The organism is Pseudoalteromonas sp. 2CM39R (assembly GCF_023161845.1).
In genome coordinates this window covers 58,804-82,099 of the sequence record NZ_JALNTM010000012.1, presented here as the reverse complement: position 1 = coordinate 82,099, position 23,296 = coordinate 58,804, and the positions used below count along the sequence as shown (strand labels likewise).

Annotated in this window: 23 protein-coding genes; 13 read left to right on the top strand and 10 right to left on the bottom strand. The window is 39.1% G+C overall.

The window, feature by feature from the left end; translation table 11 throughout:
* The first annotated feature begins 145 nt into the window (after nucleotides 1-145).
* Complete coding sequence (gene fadR / locus MTF66_RS24065) at nucleotides 146-859, top strand: fatty acid metabolism transcriptional regulator FadR (RefSeq protein WP_008109093.1); 714 nt, start codon at nucleotides 146-148, stop codon at nucleotides 857-859.
* Between the two features lie 233 nt (nucleotides 860-1,092).
* Complete coding sequence (locus MTF66_RS24060; RefSeq protein WP_008109095.1) at nucleotides 1,093-1,698, top strand: peroxiredoxin; 606 nt, start codon at nucleotides 1,093-1,095, stop codon at nucleotides 1,696-1,698.
* 63 nt (nucleotides 1,699-1,761) lie between these two features.
* Here the strand turns inward: MTF66_RS24060 and MTF66_RS24055 are convergent, their stop codons facing one another.
* On the bottom strand, nucleotides 1,762-4,356 hold the full coding sequence (locus MTF66_RS24055) for a TonB-dependent receptor (RefSeq protein ID WP_010387964.1): 2,595 nt from the start codon (nucleotides 4,354-4,356) through the stop codon (nucleotides 1,762-1,764).
* Nucleotides 4,357-4,648: 292 nt separating this feature from the next.
* Nucleotides 4,649-5,128, bottom strand: coding sequence for an SsrA-binding protein SmpB (gene smpB, locus MTF66_RS24050; protein WP_008109102.1), 480 nt, complete (start codon nucleotides 5,126-5,128; stop codon nucleotides 4,649-4,651).
* A gap of 148 nt (nucleotides 5,129-5,276) precedes the next feature.
* Here smpB and MTF66_RS24045 point away from each other — a divergent pair, with 148 nt between their 5' ends.
* Together MTF66_RS24045 and MTF66_RS24040 are read left to right on the top strand one after the other, a co-directional pair.
* Nucleotides 5,277-5,717, top strand: coding sequence for a type II toxin-antitoxin system RatA family toxin (locus MTF66_RS24045; RefSeq protein WP_054201695.1), 441 nt, complete (start codon nucleotides 5,277-5,279; stop codon nucleotides 5,715-5,717).
* A complete protein-coding gene (locus MTF66_RS24040) occupies nucleotides 5,714-6,037 on the top strand; it encodes an RnfH family protein (RefSeq protein ID WP_010387968.1) in 324 nt (107 codons plus the stop codon). The genes MTF66_RS24045 and MTF66_RS24040 overlap by 4 nt, the downstream gene beginning before the upstream one ends.
* 56 nt (nucleotides 6,038-6,093) lie before the next feature.
* Here the strand turns inward: MTF66_RS24040 and MTF66_RS24035 are convergent, their stop codons facing one another.
* Nucleotides 6,094-6,453, bottom strand: coding sequence for an outer membrane protein assembly factor BamE (locus tag MTF66_RS24035; protein WP_010387969.1), 360 nt, complete (start codon nucleotides 6,451-6,453; stop codon nucleotides 6,094-6,096).
* A 106-nt stretch (nucleotides 6,454-6,559) separates the two neighbouring features.
* On the opposite strand from MTF66_RS24035, the gene MTF66_RS24030 reads away from it, so the two are divergent.
* Nucleotides 6,560-6,901: a GIY-YIG nuclease family protein gene (locus MTF66_RS24030; protein ID WP_138622142.1), complete on the top strand. Its 342-nt coding sequence runs from the start codon at nucleotides 6,560-6,562 to the stop codon at nucleotides 6,899-6,901.
* Here MTF66_RS24030 and MTF66_RS24025 read toward each other — a convergent pair.
* The 4 genes from MTF66_RS24025 to ilvC all read right to left on the bottom strand — a co-directional run bounded on the left by MTF66_RS24025 (nucleotide 6,847) and on the right by ilvC (nucleotide 12,575).
* Nucleotides 6,847-7,620: a M28 family peptidase gene (locus MTF66_RS24025; protein WP_248528950.1), complete on the bottom strand. Its 774-nt coding sequence runs from the start codon at nucleotides 7,618-7,620 to the stop codon at nucleotides 6,847-6,849. The two genes, MTF66_RS24030 and MTF66_RS24025, sit on opposite strands and share 55 nt — an antisense overlap.
* Before the next feature lie 139 nt (nucleotides 7,621-7,759).
* Complete coding sequence (locus MTF66_RS24020; protein ID WP_248528948.1) at nucleotides 7,760-8,950, bottom strand: tetratricopeptide repeat protein; 1,191 nt, start codon at nucleotides 8,948-8,950, stop codon at nucleotides 7,760-7,762.
* Between the two features lie 77 nt (nucleotides 8,951-9,027).
* On the bottom strand, nucleotides 9,028-10,947 hold the full coding sequence (locus MTF66_RS24015; protein ID WP_138622136.1) for a methyl-accepting chemotaxis protein: 1,920 nt from the start codon (nucleotides 10,945-10,947) through the stop codon (nucleotides 9,028-9,030).
* 155 nt (nucleotides 10,948-11,102) lie between these two features.
* The gene (gene ilvC, locus MTF66_RS24010) at nucleotides 11,103-12,575 is read right to left on the bottom strand and encodes a ketol-acid reductoisomerase (RefSeq protein WP_010387978.1); all 1,473 of its coding nucleotides are present in this window, start codon (nucleotides 12,573-12,575) and stop codon (nucleotides 11,103-11,105) included.
* A gap of 137 nt (nucleotides 12,576-12,712) precedes the next feature.
* Here ilvC and ilvY point away from each other — a divergent pair, with 137 nt between their 5' ends.
* The 6 genes from ilvY (at nucleotide 12,713) to MTF66_RS23980 (ending at nucleotide 18,054) form a co-directional block, all read left to right on the top strand.
* Nucleotides 12,713-13,618, top strand: coding sequence for an HTH-type transcriptional activator IlvY (gene ilvY, locus MTF66_RS24005; RefSeq protein WP_075169662.1), 906 nt, complete (start codon nucleotides 12,713-12,715; stop codon nucleotides 13,616-13,618).
* A gap of 90 nt (nucleotides 13,619-13,708) precedes the next feature.
* Nucleotides 13,709-14,755 carry a GGDEF domain-containing protein gene (locus tag MTF66_RS24000; protein ID WP_138622134.1) on the top strand — a complete coding sequence of 349 codons (1,047 nt, stop codon included), beginning with the start codon at nucleotides 13,709-13,711 and terminating at the stop codon, nucleotides 14,753-14,755.
* A 111-nt stretch (nucleotides 14,756-14,866) separates the two neighbouring features.
* On the top strand, nucleotides 14,867-15,706 hold the full coding sequence (locus tag MTF66_RS23995) for a MipA/OmpV family protein (protein ID WP_171043258.1): 840 nt from the start codon (nucleotides 14,867-14,869) through the stop codon (nucleotides 15,704-15,706).
* A 13-nt stretch (nucleotides 15,707-15,719) separates the two neighbouring features.
* Nucleotides 15,720-16,085 (top strand): DUF3019 domain-containing protein, encoded by a 366-nt coding sequence (locus MTF66_RS23990; RefSeq protein ID WP_010387982.1) that lies wholly within the window; start codon nucleotides 15,720-15,722, stop codon nucleotides 16,083-16,085.
* 14 nt (nucleotides 16,086-16,099) lie between these two features.
* Nucleotides 16,100-16,792 carry a response regulator gene (locus MTF66_RS23985; protein WP_010387984.1) on the top strand — a complete coding sequence of 231 codons (693 nt, stop codon included), beginning with the start codon at nucleotides 16,100-16,102 and terminating at the stop codon, nucleotides 16,790-16,792.
* A gap of 26 nt (nucleotides 16,793-16,818) precedes the next feature.
* Nucleotides 16,819-18,054: an ATP-binding protein gene (locus MTF66_RS23980; protein ID WP_138622132.1), complete on the top strand. Its 1,236-nt coding sequence runs from the start codon at nucleotides 16,819-16,821 to the stop codon at nucleotides 18,052-18,054.
* 107 nt (nucleotides 18,055-18,161) lie between these two features.
* Here MTF66_RS23980 and MTF66_RS23975 read toward each other — a convergent pair whose 3' ends face one another.
* Nucleotides 18,162-18,383, bottom strand: coding sequence for a DUF3820 family protein (locus tag MTF66_RS23975; protein ID WP_138622130.1), 222 nt, complete (start codon nucleotides 18,381-18,383; stop codon nucleotides 18,162-18,164).
* 284 nt (nucleotides 18,384-18,667) lie between these two features.
* Entirely contained in the window at nucleotides 18,668-20,239 is a 1,572-nt protein-coding gene (locus MTF66_RS23970) for a cation:proton antiporter family protein (protein WP_138622128.1), read from the bottom strand.
* Between the two features lie 310 nt (nucleotides 20,240-20,549).
* Between MTF66_RS23970 and MTF66_RS23965 the strand changes: the two genes are divergently transcribed.
* Nucleotides 20,550-21,293, top strand: coding sequence for a sporulation protein (locus MTF66_RS23965; RefSeq protein ID WP_138622126.1), 744 nt, complete (start codon nucleotides 20,550-20,552; stop codon nucleotides 21,291-21,293).
* A gap of 51 nt (nucleotides 21,294-21,344) precedes the next feature.
* A complete protein-coding gene (locus MTF66_RS23960; protein WP_010387991.1) occupies nucleotides 21,345-21,788 on the top strand; it encodes a GNAT family N-acetyltransferase in 444 nt (147 codons plus the stop codon).
* Between the two features lie 49 nt (nucleotides 21,789-21,837).
* Here the strand turns inward: MTF66_RS23960 and MTF66_RS23955 are convergent, their stop codons facing one another.
* A complete protein-coding gene (locus MTF66_RS23955) occupies nucleotides 21,838-23,193 on the bottom strand; it encodes a sodium-dependent transporter (RefSeq protein WP_010387992.1) in 1,356 nt (451 codons plus the stop codon).
* Nucleotides 23,194-23,296 lie beyond the last annotated feature (103 nt).

Below are 23,296 nucleotides of genomic sequence, written 5' to 3'. Positions count from 1 at the left end.
TTAATTTCTACCAGTAAAGTTACCCTTTTAATCACATACCTAGGTAATTTAACTTACTTTACTTGTTAGTTGTGACTTGTCTGGTACAATCAGTCAGTTAATCGTATGTAGCGATGTAATGTGAATTAATTCGAGTAGGAATTGAATGAGAATTTTTAAAGCGAAAAGCCCAGCAGGATTTGCTGAGGAATACATAGTAGAGTCAATCTGGAATGGTGATTTCCCTCCAGGTTCAATTCTGCCAGCTGAGCGTGAACTCTCAGAGTTAATTGGTGTTACTAGAACCACATTGCGTGAAGTATTACAACGATTAGCCAGAGACGGTTGGTTAACAATCCAACATGGTAAACCCACTCGCGTAAATAATTTTTGGGAAACGTCAGGACTAAATATCCTTGAAACACTGGCACGTTTAGACGAAGATAAAATGCCAGAGCTAACAGATCAGTTACTTTCAGCTCGCACTAACATCAGCGCAATTTACACTCGTGCAGCAATAAAGCTTGCACCAGAGCGTGTTATTGAAATTTTATCGCAAAGTGATGAACTAGAAGACAGCGCACAAGCATTTGCTGATTATGACTATAAAGTGCACCATGAGTTAGCTGTTGCTGGTAACAACCGCATATATGTGCTGATCCTTAATGGTTTTAAAGGCTTTTATTCTAAGATTGGTTGTCATTACTTTTCAGATCCTCGTACCCGTGAGCTTGCACGTCAATTCTATAAAGATTTAACTAAGCTTGCTGAGAATAAAGAGCACGATGGTGCGATATTCATGATGCGCAAGTATGGTCATCAAACCGGTGAAATATGGCAACATATTCGCGGTGATATGCCTAGCGACATTATGGATTAGTAAAAAAGCCTGCTTTAAGCAGGCTTTTTTATGAACAATAATTCGTGCATTTATCAAGCGTTCGCTATTTTAGAACGGCGCTATCTATAAATACGATTGTTAATTTATTTTTGATAGCCATAGAATAATGATTAATTAGATATGGTGCTATTGTAATTTAAGAATTAGTGCCCATATTACTATCAGTATTGCGTAAGCAATTGACAATAAACTCAAAATATTTGGAGAATAAAATGGGTGTATTAGTAGGCCGCCAAGCACCAGACTTTACCGCTGCAGCTGTTCTAGGTAACGGTGAGATTGTAGATAGCTATAACCTTCACGAAAAAATCAAAGGTAAAAAAGCAGTAATCTTTTTCTACCCACTAGATTTCACTTTTGTATGTCCTTCTGAGCTTATTGCTTTTGATAAGCGTTATGCAGAATTCCAAAAACGTGGTGTAGAAGTAATTGGTGTTTCAATCGATTCACAGTTCTCACACAACGCATGGCGTAACACGGCTGTAGCAGACGGCGGTATTGGTAAAGTTCAATACGCACTAGTTGCAGACGTTAAGCACGAAATCTGTAAAGCATACGACGTTGAGCACCCAGAAGCCGGCGTTGCATTTCGTGGTTCTTTCTTAATCGACGAAGAAGGTAACGTACGTCACCAAGTAGTGAACGATTTACCACTTGGTCGTAACATCGACGAAATGATCCGTATGGTTGATGCACTAGCATTCCACAGCGAGCACGGCGAAGTATGTCCTGCTGGTTGGACTGAAGGTAAAAAAGGAATGGACGCAAGCCCTGAAGGCGTAGCTAAATTCTTATCTGAAAACGAAGGCGAGCTATAATTTAGCCCTTTAGTTTAAGATAAAAAAAACCGCCATATTGGCGGTTTTTTTATTGCTTTTTAATTAAAACGAAAAGCTCACTTTAGTATAAATGTAACGACCTCGAGGGTTATGTACACCCGATGCGTAACCATACAGATCTGAATCACCATCACCAATTGCAAATGGTGGCTCTTCATCAAATAAGTTATTAACACCTAACGATACTTTAGCTGACTCAGTAATACGATATGAGGTTTGTAAATCAACCAATACTTGAGAATCAACAGTACGTGATGTATTACTATCGAAGTCTAAGTTGCCATCGAAATCGATATCTGGCGTATCTTCAAACTCACCCACATAACTAATGTTCATGTTCGTGTTGAATTGGCCAATTTCCCAGTTTGTTGAGAAAATCCAACGGTGCTCTGGGTAACCATATTCACCGGTGTAATCGCGGCCGTCTTTTTCAAATTTATCTTGGTAAGCCCACTCTAAATTGAATTTCAGTAAGCCTAAATCATCCAGTGAATGGTTGTAGTTTGCTGAAATATCTACGCCAGAAACTTCTTGTGATGAAACGTTTTCAAAAGTACTGAAAATCTTTTGAATAGTTCCTAGGCTGTCTGTACCTGATGGTGGTAAGCGAACACATACTGTACTATTTTGGTTATTACACTCTGAGTTGTAAATTGGACCAAACTCTTGCTCATCAATCTTATTATCTTGGGTGATACTCCACACATCAACACTTAAACCAAAGTCAGTTGTGGGTGCCCAAATAAACCCGACATTCCAAGATTCAGACTCTTCAGCTTCTAAATCTGGGTTACCGGCAAATTCAATGTTGTAATCTAGCGCATCACAATCTTTACCTGTTGCATCACAGCGGTAGTTATCAATAAAAAACTGACTCTCCTGAGATGGCCCTAAACCTACTTGTGCCAGTGAAGGTGCTCTAAAGCCTTGCGCCCAAGAACCACGAACTGTGATTTCATCAGTAGGTGCCCAGCGTAAAGCGACTTTAGGATTTGTGGTGGTACCAAAGTCACTGTAATCATCGTAACGACCTGCAAGTTGTAGTTCTAAGTTCTCAGCAAGTGGAATTGAAAACTCTACATAGGCAGCGTATTGGTCACGCTCTGCGGCAGCTGAAACTGACTCGGTACCAAAGATTAATCCACGTTGAAATTGATCATCTGGCGTATCAGTTACGTCTTCTTCGCGGTATTCAATACCGGCTGCCATCATGACAACATCATCACCAAAGTTAAATGCTTCACCTGAGATGTTAGCATCGAACGACGTCATATGAGACTCACCTTGGCGAACCAAGCTTGTAGTAATCCTGTCAATTACAGCCGGATCATTGTAAGTGCCGCCAAATGGGTTGTAGTTGCCAGCGTCAATTTCTTGTTGTAAGAAGTCGGTGCGAACCCAACCTTGTGAGCGATCGCCTGTTTGTAATGACTTGCTACGACCTTTTTGTACCGCTGTTTCCCAACTCCAGTCGTTAATTTCACCTTTTAAACCAGCAACAAAACGTAATGTATCTGATTCGATATCCCATTGACGCGCACCTGCATCCACTGTTCTGTAACGACCAATTTCAATATCTTGACCGAACGGGTTATTTGGATGATTCCCTGGTACAGTTAAACCTGCATCTTCATCGAGTGGCGTTGGTGCACCCGCTGCAACTGAGCTGTTATGCTGTACAGCCATTTCTAAAAAGCCGGTGATGCCATTGTCAAAACGGTATTCAAATTGTGAGATTGCGCCCACACGTTCTGATGCAGGGGCAATATAGCCGAATGGACCATAGTCAAATAAACAACTACCGCTTGATGTTGCGTTTTCTGCAGGACATGCAGGGTCGATTGTTTTAACGCCATCAACATAGAAGTAGCCAGGGAAACCACGTGAAGAACGGAAATCTTCACCGCCATATGGAGACTGATTAGCGGTACCTAAGCGGCCCATTTCATCTGATGATAAAGAAGTGTTTTTAAAGTAATCAATAATAACGGATGCACTACTTTTTGCACTTGTTGTACCCCAAACAATGCTAGCCGTGGTTTCTTCATAGTTAGGACCATCTGTGCCGCCGTAACCTAAATTAACTTCAATACCGTCGATGTCTTTTTTCAAGATAACGTTTACAACACCTGCTACAGCATCAGAGCCATAGATTGCTGATGCGCCATCTTTTAAAATATCAATACGTTCGATTGCTGAAACAGGAATACTGTTTATATCAACAAATGAGTTGGTGATCCCTTCTGCAAATGCGCTTATAGCAACACGACGACCATTAATAAGTACCAAGGTAGCATCAGCCCCTAAACCACGAAGACTGACGGCAGCTGAACCATTAGCGGTCGAGTCTTGGTTATTACCACGGGTTGAAAAGGTACCATTACCTGCAACAGGCATTCTTTCAAGCAGCTGTTGTAGGTTGTCATAACCCATGTTTTCGATGTCTTCTTTATTAATGGATTGTACTGGTGATGGGCCTTCTATATCGGAACGTTTGATACGAGAGCCTGTTACTTGAATACGTTCTACTTTTTCTGCAGTTTGCTGTGCAGCATAAGTTGTTGTACTAAAACCTGCTGACAATGCGATAGTAGCACCGATGATTAAGCTCGGTGTAAATGCAATTGATTGCTTCATCCTTAAGTCCTTGTTGATATGTTATAATTTACTTGTTTTTACAAGTCGAATTATTAATACCATGTAACTTAAGTGTTATCAATTAGCCGCAAAGATGATTTTGTTATCGGCACGAATATGTACTGATTTTCTCAATTATGAAAAACGATGGGATACTCGCTATCTGGTGCGGGATGGGGGTCTTCTCATTATTTAAAAATAAATCACCGAGCGACTTTAATTTGTAATAATTTGTATTTTGCTAAAAATTTAATTAAAAAAAAACGCCTAACATGATGTTAGACGTTTTTATTTAAACTTTATGTTTCATTAAACGTTCTTTTTCACGGGACCAATCTTTATTTTTGCCGTCTTCACGTTTGTCATGCATTTTCTTACCTTTAGCTAAATGGAATTCAAGCTTCACCCAGCATTTTTTCCAATACATAGCGGTGGCAACTAATGAATAACCATCACGTTCAGTTGCACCAACTAAGCGGTCAAGCTCACGCCTGCTTAGTAGTAATTTACGGTAACGTAGCGGGTCACAAATAACATGGGTCGATGCGCTATTTAAAGGCTGAATGGTACTGCCTAATAAAAATGCTTCACCGTTTTTAAGATGAATATAAGTTTCAGAGATATTTACTTTACCTGCTCGGATACTTTTTACTTCCCAGCCTTGGAGTTCAACACCTGCTTCAAACTTGTCGTGTAAAAAATACTCGTGTCGCGCTTTTTTATTTAGCGCGATGGTATTACTTGTCGATTTTGATGAATTTTTCTTAGCCATAGTGCCCTATAATATACGTTATACAAGATGTTTTACATCGATTTTTTTAAATTATACATGCAAAAGCGAAGGATTAATTTAAGCGCGATGAAAGTTTGGGGAAACGCACAAAGCTTGCTAAAATTCCTGCACACAGTTGGGAGTGAGTATGCCACAAATAGAAAAAAGCGCGCTGGTTATGTACAGCACTAAAGAGATGTTTGATCTAGTCAATGATGTAGAAGCCTATTCACAGTTTTTACCTAATTGTTCAGACTCAAAAATTATTAAGCAGCATGATAATAACATGACCGCTAGTTTAGAAATATCTAAAGCCGGCATAAAAAAATGGTTTACCACTGAAAATACGCTAATTGATGAGCAAACAGTGATGCTTCGCTTGGTCGATGGTCCTTTTAAAACCCTACAGGGTCGCTGGCACTTTCAGCAATTAGATACACATGCGTGTAAGGTTAATTTACAGCTAGAGTTTGAATTTTCAAGTAAGCTAATAGAGCTAGCGTTTGGTAAAATTTTTAATGATGTGGCAAAAAACATGGTGAGTGCGTTTACTCAACGTGCAAAAACAGTGTATGGAGAACGTGCATGATCAATATTGAAGTTGTGTTCGCGTTACCCACTAAGGCAACCACATTAAATATAGAAGTGCTGCAAGGCACAACGGCTGAGCAAGCGGTAATACAATCAGGGATTATTAAAAAATGCCCTGAGATTGATGCAACCGATTTAACTTTAGGCGTATGGAACAGAACGGTGAAGCTAAATCATGAGCTTAAAGATGGCGACAGAATTGAAATTTACCGCCCATTAATTGCCGACCCTAAAGATGCTCGCAGAAAACGTGCTGAAAAAGCCAAAGAAGAGGGCCGCGCTAATAAAGTCACTGGTGGCCGGCCGTTAGAACGTTAGATACAAAAAAGGTGAGCTATTATGCTCACCTTTTTTAATTAAACCTTAAGAGCTTCTTATTGCTCTAAAGGCGTTGTAAAGTTTTCTGGCTGCTCATAGTCGCCCGATACAGTAACTAGCTTTTCATTTTCAAAGTTTAGTACTAATGATTTAAACTGTTCATTAGCACGTCCTTTATTGAAGCTGTATACATAACGCCAAGTATTTTTATCGAAGGCGTCCTCGGCAATGGGTCTACCTAATACGTAAATTACTTGTTCGCGAGTCATATTAACGCGAAGCTTATCAACGTCTGATTGTTCTAAAAAGTTACCTTGAGGGATGTTGATTCTGTATACCCAGCTAGAACAACCTGCGGCTGAACTAAGCGTTAAAGCGACGATAAGCCAAAGAGAAAAAGTTTTTAACGACTGCATTGTTAGTTGTGATCCTTATTTTTTATAATCTGCATGATACCGATTAGTCACTCAAGGTAAAACCCTTTTGAGTAATTGTTTTTGTTTAGCGCGTTAAGGCGAGGTTTTGACCATTAATAATCAAAAAAGTTTAAACAATGAGTTGTGCAAAATTAAAAATAAACCGCCAACTTGGTCACTTTATATTGTGCAAACACGGTTTGGTCATTGGTATACCGGTATTACTGTTGATGTTGCTCGACGTATCGCTACTCATCAAGCAGGTAAAGGAGCAAAAAACCTCAAAGGTAAAGGGCCGCTTATGCTGATTCATCAACAACAAGTAGGTACTAAAAGCGAAGCAAGCAAATTAGAATATGCGATTAAAAAACTTCCACGAGCAAAAAAAGAGGCTTATGTTGCTGCTTTTAAAGAGGGAGTTAATACCGCGGAGTTTGTCAAAAGCTGATTAATAAATTCCTCAATTAGCAATACGGCTTCTTGATAGAGGGGAGCGTTAATATTTTCGAGCGTATCTTTGGCACTATGGTGGTAGTTATCTGCCCCCATAGAAAAGTAGACATACGGAATTTTTTGTTTAGCGAATGAGTAATGGTCGCTGGCTCTGCGCCAATCTATTTGTTTCGTGTTGGTGAGTCGGCTCATTTTTCGTGATGAATAAATAGGCTTTAATTTGATCTTGTCCCCGTTAATCTGAGTAAATAACGGATTAAGCTGGGCTTTTAAAGATCGACTTGTTAGCGCGTATAACCGCTTATGTGACTTTTTAATAGCCAACATATCTAAGTTAATATTTAAAACAATTGGGAGCTGGCGCATTGTTTTGGCAAAGTGCTCACTGCCGTGTAAACCATTTTCTTCAGCGTCTGTTGCAACAAACATAAAACGATATGAAGAAGAATCCGTTAGCACATTCGATAAATAAAGTAATGCAGCAACACCCGAGGCATTATCGTTAGCACCTGGGTGTAATTTTCCTGCTTTTAGACCTAGATGATCATAATGCGCAGTAATAACAATTACAGGTAAATCTTTTACAGTATTAGTGGCAATAATATTAACGCCTTGTGCGCTAGAGAACAGCCCTGAGGAATAAGTAAAAGGTTGTTCACTTACTGTAAGTTGATGCTCTTTGAAGCGTGTTTTTAAATACTCCCTTGTGAGCAAGGCTGCATGGCTATTCGTTTTTCTACCAGCTAACTCCGAGCTGGTTAATATAGTTAAATCAGCTAATAATTGCGGCTCAATCTGTTTACAAAGGCCGCTCCAACTTATAAAAACTATGATACAGGTTAAGCTAAATAATTTAATGATGATTCGCCTTAGCGGTGAGTGACTTTAATGCGATAAGCTTATTGTCATAGCGCTGTTTTTCATGATCAAAGTCTGCTTTTTTTCTAGCTTTACGCAAATGAAACTCCGCTCTAGTTATATTATTTAATTCAAAATAACTGCGCGCTAGCCCAAAGTGGCTTTCATGAAGTGTCGGTGACATAGCGTTTGCTTTTTTATAATGGCTAATTGCATTTGCGTAATCACCATTTACATAGTCACTGTTACCAAGCGATATATGATAGTAAGGGTTTTCTTGGCGCTTTTTGTCAAGCTTTGCCAATAGCTTTTCGCCTTCGGCTACTCTATCTGTAAGTTTATATAATAATGCTAAATTACCTTGCGCAGTATTATCATTGGCGTTTAAGGCAATAGCATAGCTGTACATTTGCTCCGCTTGCTTTAAATCATCTAATTGTTTAAAGAGTACCCCTAAATTGCCCCAGCTAGCACTAAATGAAGCATCGGTATTAATTGCGGCTTTGAAATAGCTATACGCTAAATCATAGTGTTTATTTACCAGTGCCTCACCGCCTTTATTATTATAAAACATGGCGGTCACTCGTTTTTTTGACAGCGATGAGGTTGCAAAACGGGCTTGTCGGCTATTGGGGTCAAAATCAATAATTAAGCGCTTATTACGCTGATAAACAAGTGAGCTGTCTTTGAGCTTAGTTTTATTGTCTATGGCAAGGTTGATGTGCCCAGTGAGTAAATTAAATCCTTGATTTAACGCCCAGTACTCAGGAACATGTACTTTTTGAAAGCGGGCTTTAAGGCCTAAATGTTCGGCTAAGCTATACGCTAAAATAGAGAGGGAAAGACAATTAGCATTTAAATTTTGATAGCTTTGAGACGCCGTTTGTGTGCTAGTAGATTGGTAAGATAGTGAGTTATCACCATTTGTGAGTAAAAAACTAAGTAGACTATAGGCAATTTTATCAGCCGATTTATTTTTTTGTACATAAGCACTTAATTGCTGTTTGAGACTCTGGTCGAGTTGAAATATTTGCTGCTCAGACTCGATAGGCTGCTGTTGAAGTTGCATTGGGGGAGTAATAATAGGGATTGGCACGCTTAAATTGGCGTTATTTGTAGCGCTACACGCACTTAAACTCAGCAAGCAGACAGCCAGTAAATAATGTTTACCTTGAACAGCACTCATACACACCTCTGTACAAAAAACACACTTAAGTATAGTGGTTATTTTGTACAGAGGTTATTTAAAACGTAACAAACTATTTAACGCTGCTGATTAAACGTGGCAACTAGCGCATCAAGTGTTTGTGCGCTGGTGGCTAAGTCACGAATTGCTTGTTCGGTATTTATTTGTTCACTCATTGATTTATCACTGATCTCACTAATTTGCTCAATACTTCCACCCACATCGTTCACTACACTGCTTTGTTGTTCGGTGGCTGTGGCAATTAGAGTTGCCATATCGTTAATTTCATTCGCTGTTTCAGTAATAGTATTAAGTAACTCAACCGAGTTTTGCATTGCGCTAACGCTTTGTTGGGCTTTATTTTTTGATTGGCTAATATCATTTACAACATCATCTGAAATTTGAGTGAGCTCTTCAATCATTGATTGAATTTCAGTGGTTGATTGCGACGTACGATTTGCCAGTGCTCTTACTTCGTCAGCAACGACGGCAAAACCTCGACCATGTTCACCTGCACGTGCAGATTCAATGGCTGCATTGAGAGCCAGTAAGTTGGTTTGCTCTGAAATCCCTCTAATTGAATCTACAATACTGGCAATGTCTATGGTTTTTTTAGAAAGCAGTGCAACTTGCTCGGTAATACCATCGATGTCGCTGGCAAGGGCTGAGATTGTCGTCTGGCTTTGTAATACTTGTTGATGGCTTTGTTTGGTATTATCGCGACTATCGTTAGTTAACTTAGCTGCATTTGCTGCACTTTGTGCTATTTCTTGCACTGTAGCGCCCATTTCATTGATCGCTGCAGCAACTGAAATAGTTTGCTCTTTTTGTTTATCCAGCGCTAAGGAGTTTTGTTTTGCTTGCGCAAAGACATGATCAGAACTTTGACGAATACCATGGCTTTCATCAGCGACTTGCACAATGGCGGTTTCTATTTTCTCAATAAACTGGTTGAACCCTGACGTTAAATTATTGAGTTCAGGTTGAGGTGATGCTGGTAGACGATACGCTAAATTAGCATCACCGCGGCCTAAACGAGAAAACAACTCCGCCATTTTTGATAACGGTGAGGCTAAAGAGCGAGCTAACAAGTAACTTATCACGCTTGCGATAAGTGCTGTAATGATAGTAAATGTGAATATTTGCCACTCGAGGGTGTTTACACTTGCGAATACCTCGCTTTTTGGTACTTGAGCCAACACAAATAAGTCGGTGTTTTTAATTGGTGTGGCAGCAATCAGCGTGGCTTGTCCGTTAATATTTACTTCTTCTAGTGCAAAACCATTTTCATCAAGTAATTTGTTATGAATATTAGCACTGTAAATACTATCTATATTAACCTTAGCGACTTTAGCTGCATCTTTGTGTAGCTGAATTAAGCCACTTTTATCGGCAATAAATACAAATCCTGACTGCTCAATTTTAAATTGCTGTAGTAGCTTTTGCATATCAGTAATGCTTTTTGCTAAGCCCGCCAAGCCGAATCCATTAGGCTGTTGGTGATTAACAAACATTTTTACATCGTTTGCCGACTCTTGATAAATACTGATTGAATAAGGTTGTTTTGATTGGGTAAAAGCAAAAAACCAACCATCTGCAGCATCATTTTTCAACACCCGTAAAAAGCCATCTTGATTCCAATATTGCGCGGTATTTTTATTTGCCCACGAAGCAGTTGCAAGATCATATTGCTCAACTAAACGATTAAGTTCTTTGAGTAATAACGCATCGTTGGTGTTGCCAGAGTTTGCCCAATCTAAAATAAAGGTATTGGCAGAAAGCTGCTGTGCTGCGCCTAAAAGTTCATTGATCTCCCCACCAATATGATTACTGATTGTTTGCAGCTTGCTTGGCAGTTCTGATTCGATCATGCGTTGCTCAATAATATTCTTTGAGTTATGTAAAGACGTCAAACCAATTAATACAGCAACACAAATAGCAATAATGCTTCCAAGTGCTGTAATTTTTTGAGTAATAGAGAGATTTTGTATCGTCATGGTAGTGCTTATATATTTACAACTGAGGCAATGAGGCGATTATTCTAGCACATTATTTATTTTCGGCTATTGATGATTAATTTACATTAAAAAAGCCCACAGCAAAATGCAAGTGGGCTTGGTTTCTAACAAGTGAAAGTTCTAGGGTTATAGGGTTAAACTATTTTTTTCATTGCTGACATATAGCCACGTAATTTAGCACCAACTTTCTCAACAGGATGTTCACGCAGTGCGGTATTTATTTGAATCAAGGTTTGATTATCTACTTGATTACTCTGCTCATTTAAGCCTTTGCCAATAACATCAGTATCAATATCTTGCATAAATTCTTGTAGTAGCGGTAAACATGCATGGTTGTATAAGTAGCAACCATACTCTGCAGTATCTGAAATAGTACGATTCATTTCAAACAGCTTTTTACGTGCAATGGTGTTAGCAATTAACGGCGTTTCATGCAATGACTCATAATAGGCAGATTCTGCAATAATACCGGCTGCAGTCATGGTTTCAAACGCCAGCTCTACGCCTGCTTTAACCATGGCTACCATTAAAATGCCGTTATCAAAAAACTCTTGCTCAGTAATTTCTACATCACCCGCTGGGGTTTTCTCAAAATGAGTTTCCGCGGTTTCAGCACGCCATTTTAGTAGGTTAGCGTCATCATTTGCCCAATCTTCCATCATGACTCGTGAAAATGTGCCATCGATAATGTCATCTTGATGTTTGTTATACAGTGGGCGCATGATTACTTTTAATTGCTCGCTTAATTCAAACGCTTTTACTTTGGCTGGGTTTGATAGGCGGTCAAGCATATTAGTAACACCGCCATACTTAAGTGCTTCTGTGATCACTTCCCAGCCATATTGAATTAGCTTTGAGGCATAACCGGCATCAAGGCCTTTATCAATCATTTTATCAAAACATAAAATAGAGCCAGTTTGTAGCATGCCACATAAAATGGTTTGCTCACCCATCAAGTCAGACTTAACCTCGGCGATAAACGATGATTTAAGTACTCCCGCTCGATGACCACCCGTACCTGCGGCATAGGCTTTTGCTTGTGCCAAACCATGACCCTGAGGATCATTCTCGGGGTGAACCGCAATGAGTGTTGGTACACCAAAGCCGCGCTTATACTCTTCACGTACTTCTGAACCAGGGCATTTTGGTGCAACCATAATAACGGTAATGTCTTCACGAACTTGCATGCCCTCTTCAACAATATTAAAGCCATGTGAATAGGCAAGGGTTGAGCCATGTTTCATTAATGGCATGATGGCATTAACAACCGCAGTGTGTTGTTTATCAGGCGTTAAGTTAAGTACTACATCGGCTGTTGGGATTAATTCTTCATATGTACCCACTTTAAAACCATTTTCCGATGCATTTAAGAATGACTGACGACGCTCAGCAATTGCTGAATCACGTAGTGTATAGGCTACATCTAAACCAGAATCTCGTAAATTTAAACCTTGATTTAAGCCCTGTGCGCCACAGCCTACAATTACCAATTTTTTACCTTTAAGTGCAGCAACACCGTCGTTAAATTCGTCTGCGCCCATAAATTCACATTGTGCCAATTGCGCTAATTGTTCGCGTAAAGGTAAGCTATTAAAATAATTTGCCATGATAAGTTTCCCATTAATTCAGTTTGTTAGATGCAATGCTTTTGCTTTGCTTGGGATAACCATATGAAAATTCTCTTCTTGCGTAAAATGATATATTTGAATTAAAGTGTTTCATAATATGAAATACCGGTGTTGTTATGGATCATAAGCATTTAAATTACTTTTTGGCGTTGGCAAAAACGCTTCATTTCTCTCGTGCCAGTGAGTTATGCCACATAAGTGCGCCTACTTTAAGTCGCAATATTAAGCAGTTAGAAGATGAAGTAGGGGTGATGTTGTTCCAGCGAGATAATCGCAGTGTCAAGCTTACTCGCGAAGGCGTTGCATTTAAGGAGTATGCTAGTGCAACGCTTAGTAATTGGCAGCGTTTTAAGGCCAATTTAAACGAACCGCAACAACATATTTATGGCAATGTGAGTCTTTATTGCTCCGTTACCGCATCTTATAGTTTTTTGCATCATATTTTGGAGCAGCTCAGGGCCCAGCATCAGCATATTGAAATCACCTTAAATACGGGCGACCCTGCTCTGGCAATAAATCGTGTATTAGACGGTCACGAATCCATGGCTATTGCAGCTAGGCCCAGTAAATTACCTGCACAAATTGCATTTGTAGATATTGGTTACTCGCCACTGGTATTAATTGCGCCCACTATTCAATGTCCGATCACAGAAAAACTAATCAATAACAGCGAGACTATTGATTGGTCTGAGCTTGAATTTATTGTTGCTGAACAAGGGTTTTCACGACAAAGGTTAGAGCAGTGGTGGCGAAAAAATAACGTTCAAGGAAAAATCTATGCACAAGTCGCTGGGCATGAGGCTATGGTATCTATGGTGAGTTTGGGCTTAGGCGTGGCCATGATCCCAAAAATTGTTCTCGATAATAGCCCTTTAAACGATAAAGTTCAGATTTTGGATAGCAAAGATGAGCCCCCACAAGGTTTTAAAATTGGCCTAGCGGTATTACATAAAGAATTAAATGATCCTGCTATTAGTGCACTGTGGAATATTGCACAAAATATGGGAGAAAACATAATATAGGCTTGTTGGATGATAAAAAAGTGTTAATATAAACCGCTAATATTTATGTGTTTGTTAACATCTTTGTTGTGATGTCTGAGAGTTTCAATTATGGATAATACTGCCTCACTTGCTCATTCTGCCCAGTGTTTAAAAAAAGCCATTCCACTTATGGTGAAGTACAGAATGCCAGTAACGCCAATAAACTATGCGATTTGGTACTGTTATGTACAGGGCGATAACCCGCAACTAAATACAGAGCTTGATAAAGTTATCGGTCAGCACAATACTTGCTCAGCTCAAAATGCACAGGAAATATTTGATAAATACATAAACGACGAAGAATTAGCGTTTTTTCAACAAATGTCTGAAAAATTTCATGGTACGGTAGAGCAAGTACAGTTTGACTTGAGTGACTCTATTCAGTATTCAAAAAGCTTTACTACTTCGTTAGTTGACTCACAAAATGAGTTAAAAACACTCTCTAGCATTAACTCATTTAATGAAATTCTATCTTGTGTTGAACGTCTAACAGATGAATCAATCGCAATGCAAGATTATGCTCGCGGTTTCCAAACTAAATTAGCGCAAGCATATAATGAGATAAAAGATTTAAGAGAAGCCCTCACTATGACTCAAGAAGCGGTTGATAAAGATTCACTAACGGGGTTATTTAATCGCGGTAAGTTTGATACTGACATAGTCGAGTTTTGTGTTCATGCATCTTCACAAGATGAGCAATCTAAGTTAGCCGTGTTAATAATGTTCGATATTGATCACTTCAAGCGTTTTAATGACGATTTTGGTCACCAAAAAGGCGACGAGGTACTCAAACTTGTCGCTCAGAAAGTTCAAAATTGTGTGCAAGAACAATATAATGCGTATCGTTTCGGTGGTGAAGAATTTTGTATTACAGGTTACTTTGATAGCATTAATGATGCGATGACATTCTGCAATCAGTTGCGTTTGAGTATTGCTAAATTAACTATTCGTAAAAAAGAAGATAGCGATTATAAACGTAATATCTCAGCAAGTTTTGGTATTGCTTTAATGGAGCCTTTTAGTAAAAGCTGTTTATTAGTAGAAAAGGCTGATAGAGCACTTTATTTAGCTAAAACCCATGGTCGAAATCGAGTTGAAATAGCCGCTAATTTGTAAACGTGTTCCGTTTGTATCAAATTTGTTAATGATTGTAACCCTCTAGAGCTTGTACTTATACTACTTGCTACTATAGGGTCAAAGCCACTTTATAAACTAGTGAATAACCCCATGGTGTTACATCTGAGAATAAAAATATGCATTTTATTGGCGTTGTTTAGCGCTAATGCCATTGCTCAGACGCAGCAACACATCTCTACTGATGAGCTTAAAATGAGTGTCAGCTTAGGGGGGGGAGTGATCAGTAACCCTTTACATGGTGCAGACAACATTCCTTTGGTGGTGGTTCCACAAGTGGCTTATTATGGCCAAAATTGGTTTTTTGATAACGGTCGTTTAGGCTATTCTTTTATACAAAGTGATACGCATAACATTAGCTTTGTGTCAGAAATTAACCCAGAATCACGATTTTTTATTGACTGGCATCCGCAAAATATATTCCCGCTCACAGCAACGGCTAATAACGAAATATTAGAATCGCAACACATTGAATCTCCTCGCCAGATTAATATCAATAATATTCAAAAAAGACGAGTGGTGCTGGATGCCGGCGTCAGTTATGTTTTTGTAAAACAACAACAGGTATTTTCTGCGCAATTATTGCATGACGTAAACAGTGTTTATAATAGCTTTAGGGGCTCGCTACAATGGCAATACCATTTTGATCTTAAGGTGTTAGAACTTAAATCGACCTTAGGCGTAAACTACAAATCAGCACAACTAAATAACTACTTTTATGGCTTAAACAATACAGAATCTTTATATGGTGAAATAGAAGTTGGTAGTAGCTGGCAACCTTATGCTAAAATCGACGTCCGTTGGCCGGTAGGTAAAGCCAACGCACTTCGTTTTCATTTAGCATATTATGACTATTCAGCAATGGATAGCAGTCCGCTCTTTGAACATGACTATTCAATGACCGCCTTTATAGGATTCGAACATACATTTTAATATGAAGTGTTTTATGTTGGTTGTGTTTGCAGCTTCATTTTTTAGCAACCTAAGTGTTGCAAAAGCCTCTTCACTTAACGTATCACCCAAAGTCTGTGTGGTTTCCGAACAACAAGAATTTTGTGATCTTGAGTTAAAATTTAAGTGGCAACTGTCTGAGCCAAGTGATGTGTGTTTATACCAGCAAGATACCCAATTGCAATGTTGGCAAGGGGTAAAAAAAGGGCAATTTAGTTATAAAGCGCGTGTTCAGGTGGAGACCATATACTCCCTGATTAATCCCCTTACAGGTGTGTCATTAGCGAGTGTGCAAGTAGAAGTGCAAACTGCATACGCTAAGAAAAAACATCGGCTACGCTCACCTTGGAGCTTTTTTTAATTTAGGAGCAGTAAATGCCAAAGATATTACTTGTTGAAGATGACTTAGGGTTGCAACAATTAACCAAAGACTATCTTGAACATAATGGCTTAGAAGTTGACGTATTAGAACGCGGTGACGAAGTGTTTCCTTATCTGAGTGAAAACCATGTTGATTTAATCATTCTAGATGTGATGCTGCCAGGAAAAGATGGCTTTAGTGTGTGCCGTCAAGTGCGCGACAAATACACCTTACCTATTTTAATGCTTACTGCAAAGGGCGAAGATTTTGACCAAGTTATCGGCTTAGAACTCGGTGCTGACGATTACGTTATTAAACCTGCAGAGCCGCGCGTACTATTGGCGCGAATTAGTGCATTATTACGCCGTGGACAGCCTAGCGTAAAAGCCATAGAAGAGCTTAAGTTTGGTGACTTATCAATAGATAAAACTAGCCGTATTGTAAAGCTAAGTGGTGTTGAAATCGTATTAACCTCACATGAGTTTGAATTGCTGTGGTTATTAGCTTCAAATGCAGGAGAAGTGCTCAGCCGAGAACATGTGCACCAACATATGATTGGACGTGAGTACGATGGGCTAGATCGAACCGTTGATGTACGTGTGTCTCGAATTCGTAAGAAGCTTGGTGATAACAGTGATAAACCATACCGTATTAAGACAGTGTGGGGACAAGGCTATTTATTTGTATCAGATGCGTGGGACATGTAATTAATGCAAGGTATTAGGCTAGGTTAATGGGAAAGCTATTTATTAGCCTTTACGTGTATATTATTGCTTCTTTGTTTATTGCCAGTGGTGTTATAGAGCAGCTTTGGCCGTATGATGAATCTGAGCAACATGTTTTGTTAGATAATGAATTTGGGCAGTCGTTATGGCTGCTTTCTCAAACGCCAGATGGTCTTGAGCAGCTAAAGCATAATTTTGATAGCCAAGTTATCGCCCAACAAGATTTGGTTCTCCCTCCTGAGCAGCAAACACAATTAGCTCAAAATAATTACCTTTACTTGTACGATAAGCAGCAACGTATTGTTTGGTATGTCACTTTAAATAACTCTCAGTTATTACAAGTAGGTCCTGTGGGTGTTAAAGCTAAAAACACTGGGACCGTGATACCTTATTTATTAGTTTTATTTATTATTAGCTTACCGATAGGGTTATGGAGCTTATTGTTATGGCGAGATTTTGCCAAGCTCAGTCAAGCCTGTGAAGCGGTCGGTGGGGCGCAAGATTTTCAATTAAGCGACAGCTCTAAATCATTCTTTTTACCCATCACTGATACATTAAAAGTAATGCAGCAACGGATAGAGTTTTTACTGAGTGCTCAACAAGAACTAACCTCATCAGTGTCACATGAGTTCAGAACACCATTAGCCCGTTTGAAGTTTGCAATCGCAATGTTAGAGAATAAAGTTCAAGATGGCAAAGCACAGCACTATTTATCTGATATGCAAATGGATATTCATGAGCTTGAATCCTTGGTATCAGAAATGTTGGAATACGCTCGTTTAGATACACAGCAACCAAGCTTGCAATTGGTTCCCTGTGATATCGTCGCATTAATTAAAGCTAATATCGAAAAAGTAACTTTTGATACCCCTATTAAATTAACCACAACGTTACCGAGTCAATTTATAAACGTATGCGATAGTCATTTCATGTCGCGAGTGCTACAAAATTTAATTAGTAATGCACTGAAACATGCTACGCAAAATGTACATATTAGTTTAACTGCCAACGCCGAAAAGTTATTTCTGGTGATTGAAGATGATGGCCCAGGTATTGCGGATGCTGAACGTGAGAAAGTGTTTAAACCTTTTACCCGTTTAGATAAAAGCCGTGATAAAAAAACTGGTGGGTTTGGATTAGGGCTAGCAATTGTAAATAAAATTATTAGCTGGCATAAAGGGCAGTGTAAGATTGAAGACTCACCATTGGGTGGGGTTAAGTTTATTATTACCCTCGACAACTGAATCCCAAACAATAAAAAAGCGCCATAAAGGCGCTTTTTTGCGGTTTAAAACCAAAAAATCAACAAGTAGCAAATAGATAGACAGACCATTTATAGAAAAGTTCTATTTTATTTACTATTTTTTTCTAGTAATGGCATCAGCATTTGCTCTAAGCCATTAAGCTTCACTTCGTACATCATTGCGAGCTGAGAGCCAAGCTTGCTATTAGGAAAGCCTTGTTGTTTAAACCACACTAAATATGGCTCAGGCAGCAAAAGTAAAGGGCGTCCCGCATACTTGCCAAATGGCATAATGGTGTTAATCGCGATTTTTAGTTGTTGAGGATCCATTACTGACATCTTTTATAAATAATGGGATAAGTGTAAGGGATTTTAAGGAAATAAAATAGGCTGTAACGGGCAAGTAACAGCCTATTGATAGAGGGAGTAGGCCCTCTAATTTGAGAATCTTATTGGTCACTTAAAAGCAAGGGGTCCGTTATTTGTCTTTTATAAAACACAAACTTAGGTATTAGCTTTATTCAACCAACACAGACATTTTACCTGATTTTTTCACCAATAAAATACTCAGATGTAAAGGAATGTAAATGCAATCTATTTGCATCTAAGCCCGATTACGGAAACAAGGTTTGCTTTACATGCTCCGCAAAACCGCTACCAGCCTCTAAATAAAAGTTATAAGTAGAATCTATTCCCATATCTTCTAATTCTTTTTGCTGATCGGGGTAGTTAGCAATCGCAGTTACTTGCCCTTTATAACCTGATGCTTGTAATTGCTCTAAAGCAAAAATATTTTGCATATGCTTAGGCATAGTTAACATGACCATTTCCACATGAGAGTGATTAACGCGCTGCCAAAAATCAGGGTCGGTGGCATCGGCAATTAATACTCTGCGTCCACGTTTAATATGTTTATCGACCACCTCAGGTTTAATATCAATACCTGCAACTACATCAGGGTGAGTTGCGTTTATTGTTTCATAGGCACCAGTGCCAATTCTACCCATACCAAAGATCACTATTTTCGTATCATTTAAGTTTACAGGAAGCTCTTCTGCTAAGCGGGTCTTGCTTTCAAACTTCAATAAGAGGCGTTCAATTTTAACGTACAGCTCGTTAGAGCGTTTATTTAAAGGGGAGGCAATCACAAATGTAATTGATACGGCAATCGCGATAACCGCGAGCCATTCAGAGGTAACCATACCGCTAGATGCAGCAACGGCACAAACAATTAAGCCAAACTCACTAAAGTTAGCCAAACTAAATGCGGTGAGCAAAGAGGTACGAGCTCGCAGTTTAAATAAATTAGTTAGTATGTAGTAAAGCAGCGTTTTAATAGGGATAATTAATACTAAAATTAAAGCAACGACTAAAGAGTGGGCAGTAAGCTCTGCACTTAAACCAATACTTAAGAAAAAGCCAACCAGTAGTATGTCTTTTAGGCTAAGCAGTGATTTAGACAGCTCACCTGCTTTTTTGTGAGGGGCGAACATCATGCCAATGATCAATGCGCCTAAATCGCCTTTTAATCCTGCGAATTCAAAGGCATTGTACCCAGCTACCAATGCAAAGAAAAAACCAAATAGCGGCAGTAACTCACCGTGTTTAGAGCGGTTTAAAACCCAGTACATAATTGGGCGAAACAAAGGTAGTGCAACAATTAACCCTAAAGCCCAAATGTTCGGTACTTTACCTGTACTGACCGCTAAGAATATGACTGCAAATATATCTTGCATAACCAAAATACCAATGGCGATTTTACCGTGCAAACTTGCCATTTCACCGCGTTCTTCAAGTACTTTTACAGCAAATACCGTACTCGAAAAACTTAAAGCAAAGCCGACTAACAATGCACTTTGCCAGCTTAAATCGACAAATAATGGCAGTGCGAATACACCAAGCAGCAACATGAAGCCACTAAACAATGCGCTACTTAAAATAATATGTATGGTGGCAGGAGCCCACACTTGTGGTTTTATAAGGTTAGCAATTTTTAGTTTGAGGCCAATACTAAAAAGTAGCAGTGTGACCCCTAAAGAGGCAATCGTTTCGAGTAGCTCCGTGCTTTTGTAACCCGCTAAATTAAGAATAAATCCGCCCATAAGAAAGCCGATAAGCGGCGGTAATTTTAGCTGATATATACCAAAACCGCAGACGAAGGCGGTAGCAAAATAAATTAGTTCCATAGTTATTAGTATCACTGCACTTGGCATTGTAGTGTAGCGAAAAACAATGCTTATTGACAATTTATCTACTTATTTCCTACTGCTAATTGGCTGATAGTGAGTATTTATCACCTGATTGCTAAAACACCTTTATGTATGCATAAAGGCGGCTGTAAAGTACAAAAAACACACATAAATGGCTAGTTTTATGGTAAACAGCATGTAAATAGCAGTTTTTCGCTGACAAGCGCTTTTAAATGTGGTTAAGATGCCATAACGAAGGAGTTTAAGTGTAAGCAAACAAGTGTATTGCTTAGCTTAAGGAGAAAATATGTTTAAAAAGATTTTAGCATCGGTAGGCATTGGTGCCGCCAAGGTGGATACTATTTTAGAAACCGAGCATCTTCAGCCTGGCCAACTATTCAATGCACAAATAGTTATTAGTGCAGGTGATGTAAGTCAAGAAATTGCGGGTTTAGATTTAATGTTAGTTACTCGGGTTAAAGTAGCCAGTGAAGACGGTGATTACTTTACTAATCATGTTATTGAACAATGGCGCATAACTGACATTGGTACTGTTGAGCCTGGTGAAGTTAAAACTATCCCGTTTGAAGCCCGTTTGCATTCAGAAACACCAATTACTGAAATTAATGCCGGTTATAACCAGTCTTATGTGTGGTTAGAAACAGGGCTTGATATTGACCTTGCGCTTGATCCAACAGATAAAGACCATTTGCACATCTATCCGAATGAAGCAGTTAAAACCTGTATGCAAGCAATGGAGAAGCTAGGATTTAATTTAGTTAAAGCAGATGTAGAGCAAGGCCATTTACGTGCTTCTACTTTTCAATCTGTGTCTGGGTGTTATCAAGAGCTTGAATATCAACCAAATAGTCGCAGCTTATTTGGTATAAAGGAAATTGAACTGTCGTTTATTCCTGAAGCGCATAAAACGCATGTACTGATTGAGTTAGACAGAGCATTTAGAAGTGACGGTTATGTCGATTTAACTATCGAGCATGATCATGTTAACTTATCTCAGTTATGTGATCAGTTAGAGCGATTATTTGCTTAATAAGATTATGGGGCCTTTTAGTAAGGCCCTGTAATAATAAAAGGTGTTTAAATGGCGTTTAAATGTGAGCCATTCTCTGCGCTCGACTCCCAAACCCTGTTTGCAATAATGCGTGAACGTGTTGACGTATTTGTTGTAGAACAAGCGTGTCCTTACCCCGAACTTGATGATGTGGATATTGCAGATGCTACTCGCCACTTGTATTCACTCAATAGGCAAACAGTAAATGCCTATGCTCGTTGTTATGAAAAAGATGCACATTATAGTGCGATAGGGCGTGTTTTAGTTGCTCAATCACAGCGTAGCTCTGGTTTAGGCAAAGAATTAGTTAGCCAGGCTATTGCCTGTTGTAGAACTCATTGGCCTACTCGTGATATTTATATAGGCGCACAAACCTACTTACTAAATTTTTATCGCTCATTTGGTTTTGAGTGTGTTGGGGAGGAGTACTTAGAAGATGGCATACCCCATCAAGATATGATTTTAAAGCAGTAGATAATTCTTAATAAATAAAGGCCCACATTAGTGGGCCTTTTTTGTTTTATTAGCTAAGTAAAGAATGTAAAAATACTAAGCTAATGGCGATAGGGCATACAAACTTAGTGTACCAAGGCCATATTTTCCAAAATAAGGTGTTATGTACTTCAGGGTTACCTTGCTGGATTGCTTTGAGCAATGACGACCTGTACCAGATCCACCCTACAAAAATACAACACATAAGTCCTAATAAAGGTTGCGCGACTTTAGTTGTTAAGGTGATCACTAAACCAAATAACGTGCCTAAGTTGCACACTATGGTAATACTAACTATGGCAATTAAAGCACCTATTAACCATGTTGCTTGCACACGCTTCATTGCAAAGCGCTCTACAGTGTACGATACCGGCGCTTCAAGCATTGAAATTGATGAGGTTAGAGCGGCAATGCTCATTAATGCAAAAAAAGCAAAACCAACAAATAAACCCACACCACCCATGCCATCAAATAAGGCGGGTAAAACCTGAAATACTAAGGTGTCTTCTGAAAGTAGTTTACCTGTTGTTGACGAGAATATTTCAACACCTTGGGCTTGTGCAACATACATCGCGGGGATAATCAGTAAGCCTGCTACAAATGCGATGAATACATCAATAAGCGTAACATAAGCCCCCAAAGAGACGAGGTTTTCTTTTTTACTGATATATGAGCCATAGATAATCATTACACTGGTGCCCAGTGACAATGAAAAGAAGGCCTGTCCTAGTGCACTGACTAATAAGGTGGGATCAAAAATAGAAGAAAAGTCAGGGACTAGGTAAGCTTTTAATCCCTCAACAGCGCCTTCTTGAGTCATTACATAGGCAATTAAGGCAAACAAAATACCGAGCAAAGCAGGCATTAAACGTTTTGACCATTTTTCAATACCATTTTCAACACCGCGGCTAATGATAGCAACGGTTAAAATAATAAATACCACAGTAAAAAGAATGTTACGTGTAAGTGACTGTTCACTTAACCACGAAGATGCCGCATCTGCGCCTATGAGAGTAGTAACCGGCTCTAAAGTCGCACTTAACATCCAACCAGCAACAATCGCATAAAAGCTTAGTATAAAGCCAGCACATAAAATCCCGCCAAAGCCAACAGCAAAGGCAAACTGCTTTTGCCAAGGTTTAGTGGTTAATTTAGTTAGTGAAGAAACCGCATTAGCTTGTCCATGACGACCTATCATCAGCTCTGCCATTAAAGCAGGATAGGCTAAAAAGAAGGCCAGTACTAAGTACGCGACTAAAAAGGCAGCCCCGCCATTACTTGCTGTTTGTGTCGGGAAACCCCAAATATTACCAAGCCCAACAGCAGATCCTGCCGCAGCCATTATAAAACCAAAGCGGGAGCTAAACTCACCTCTTACTGCACTCATATTATTTTGCTTCTCTATTTTTTCGACGCCGTGACAATCTACTGGAATTGTAAAAAAATAAAAAGTGCTTATTTGACTTAGTCGCACAATTATTGCGTTTTAT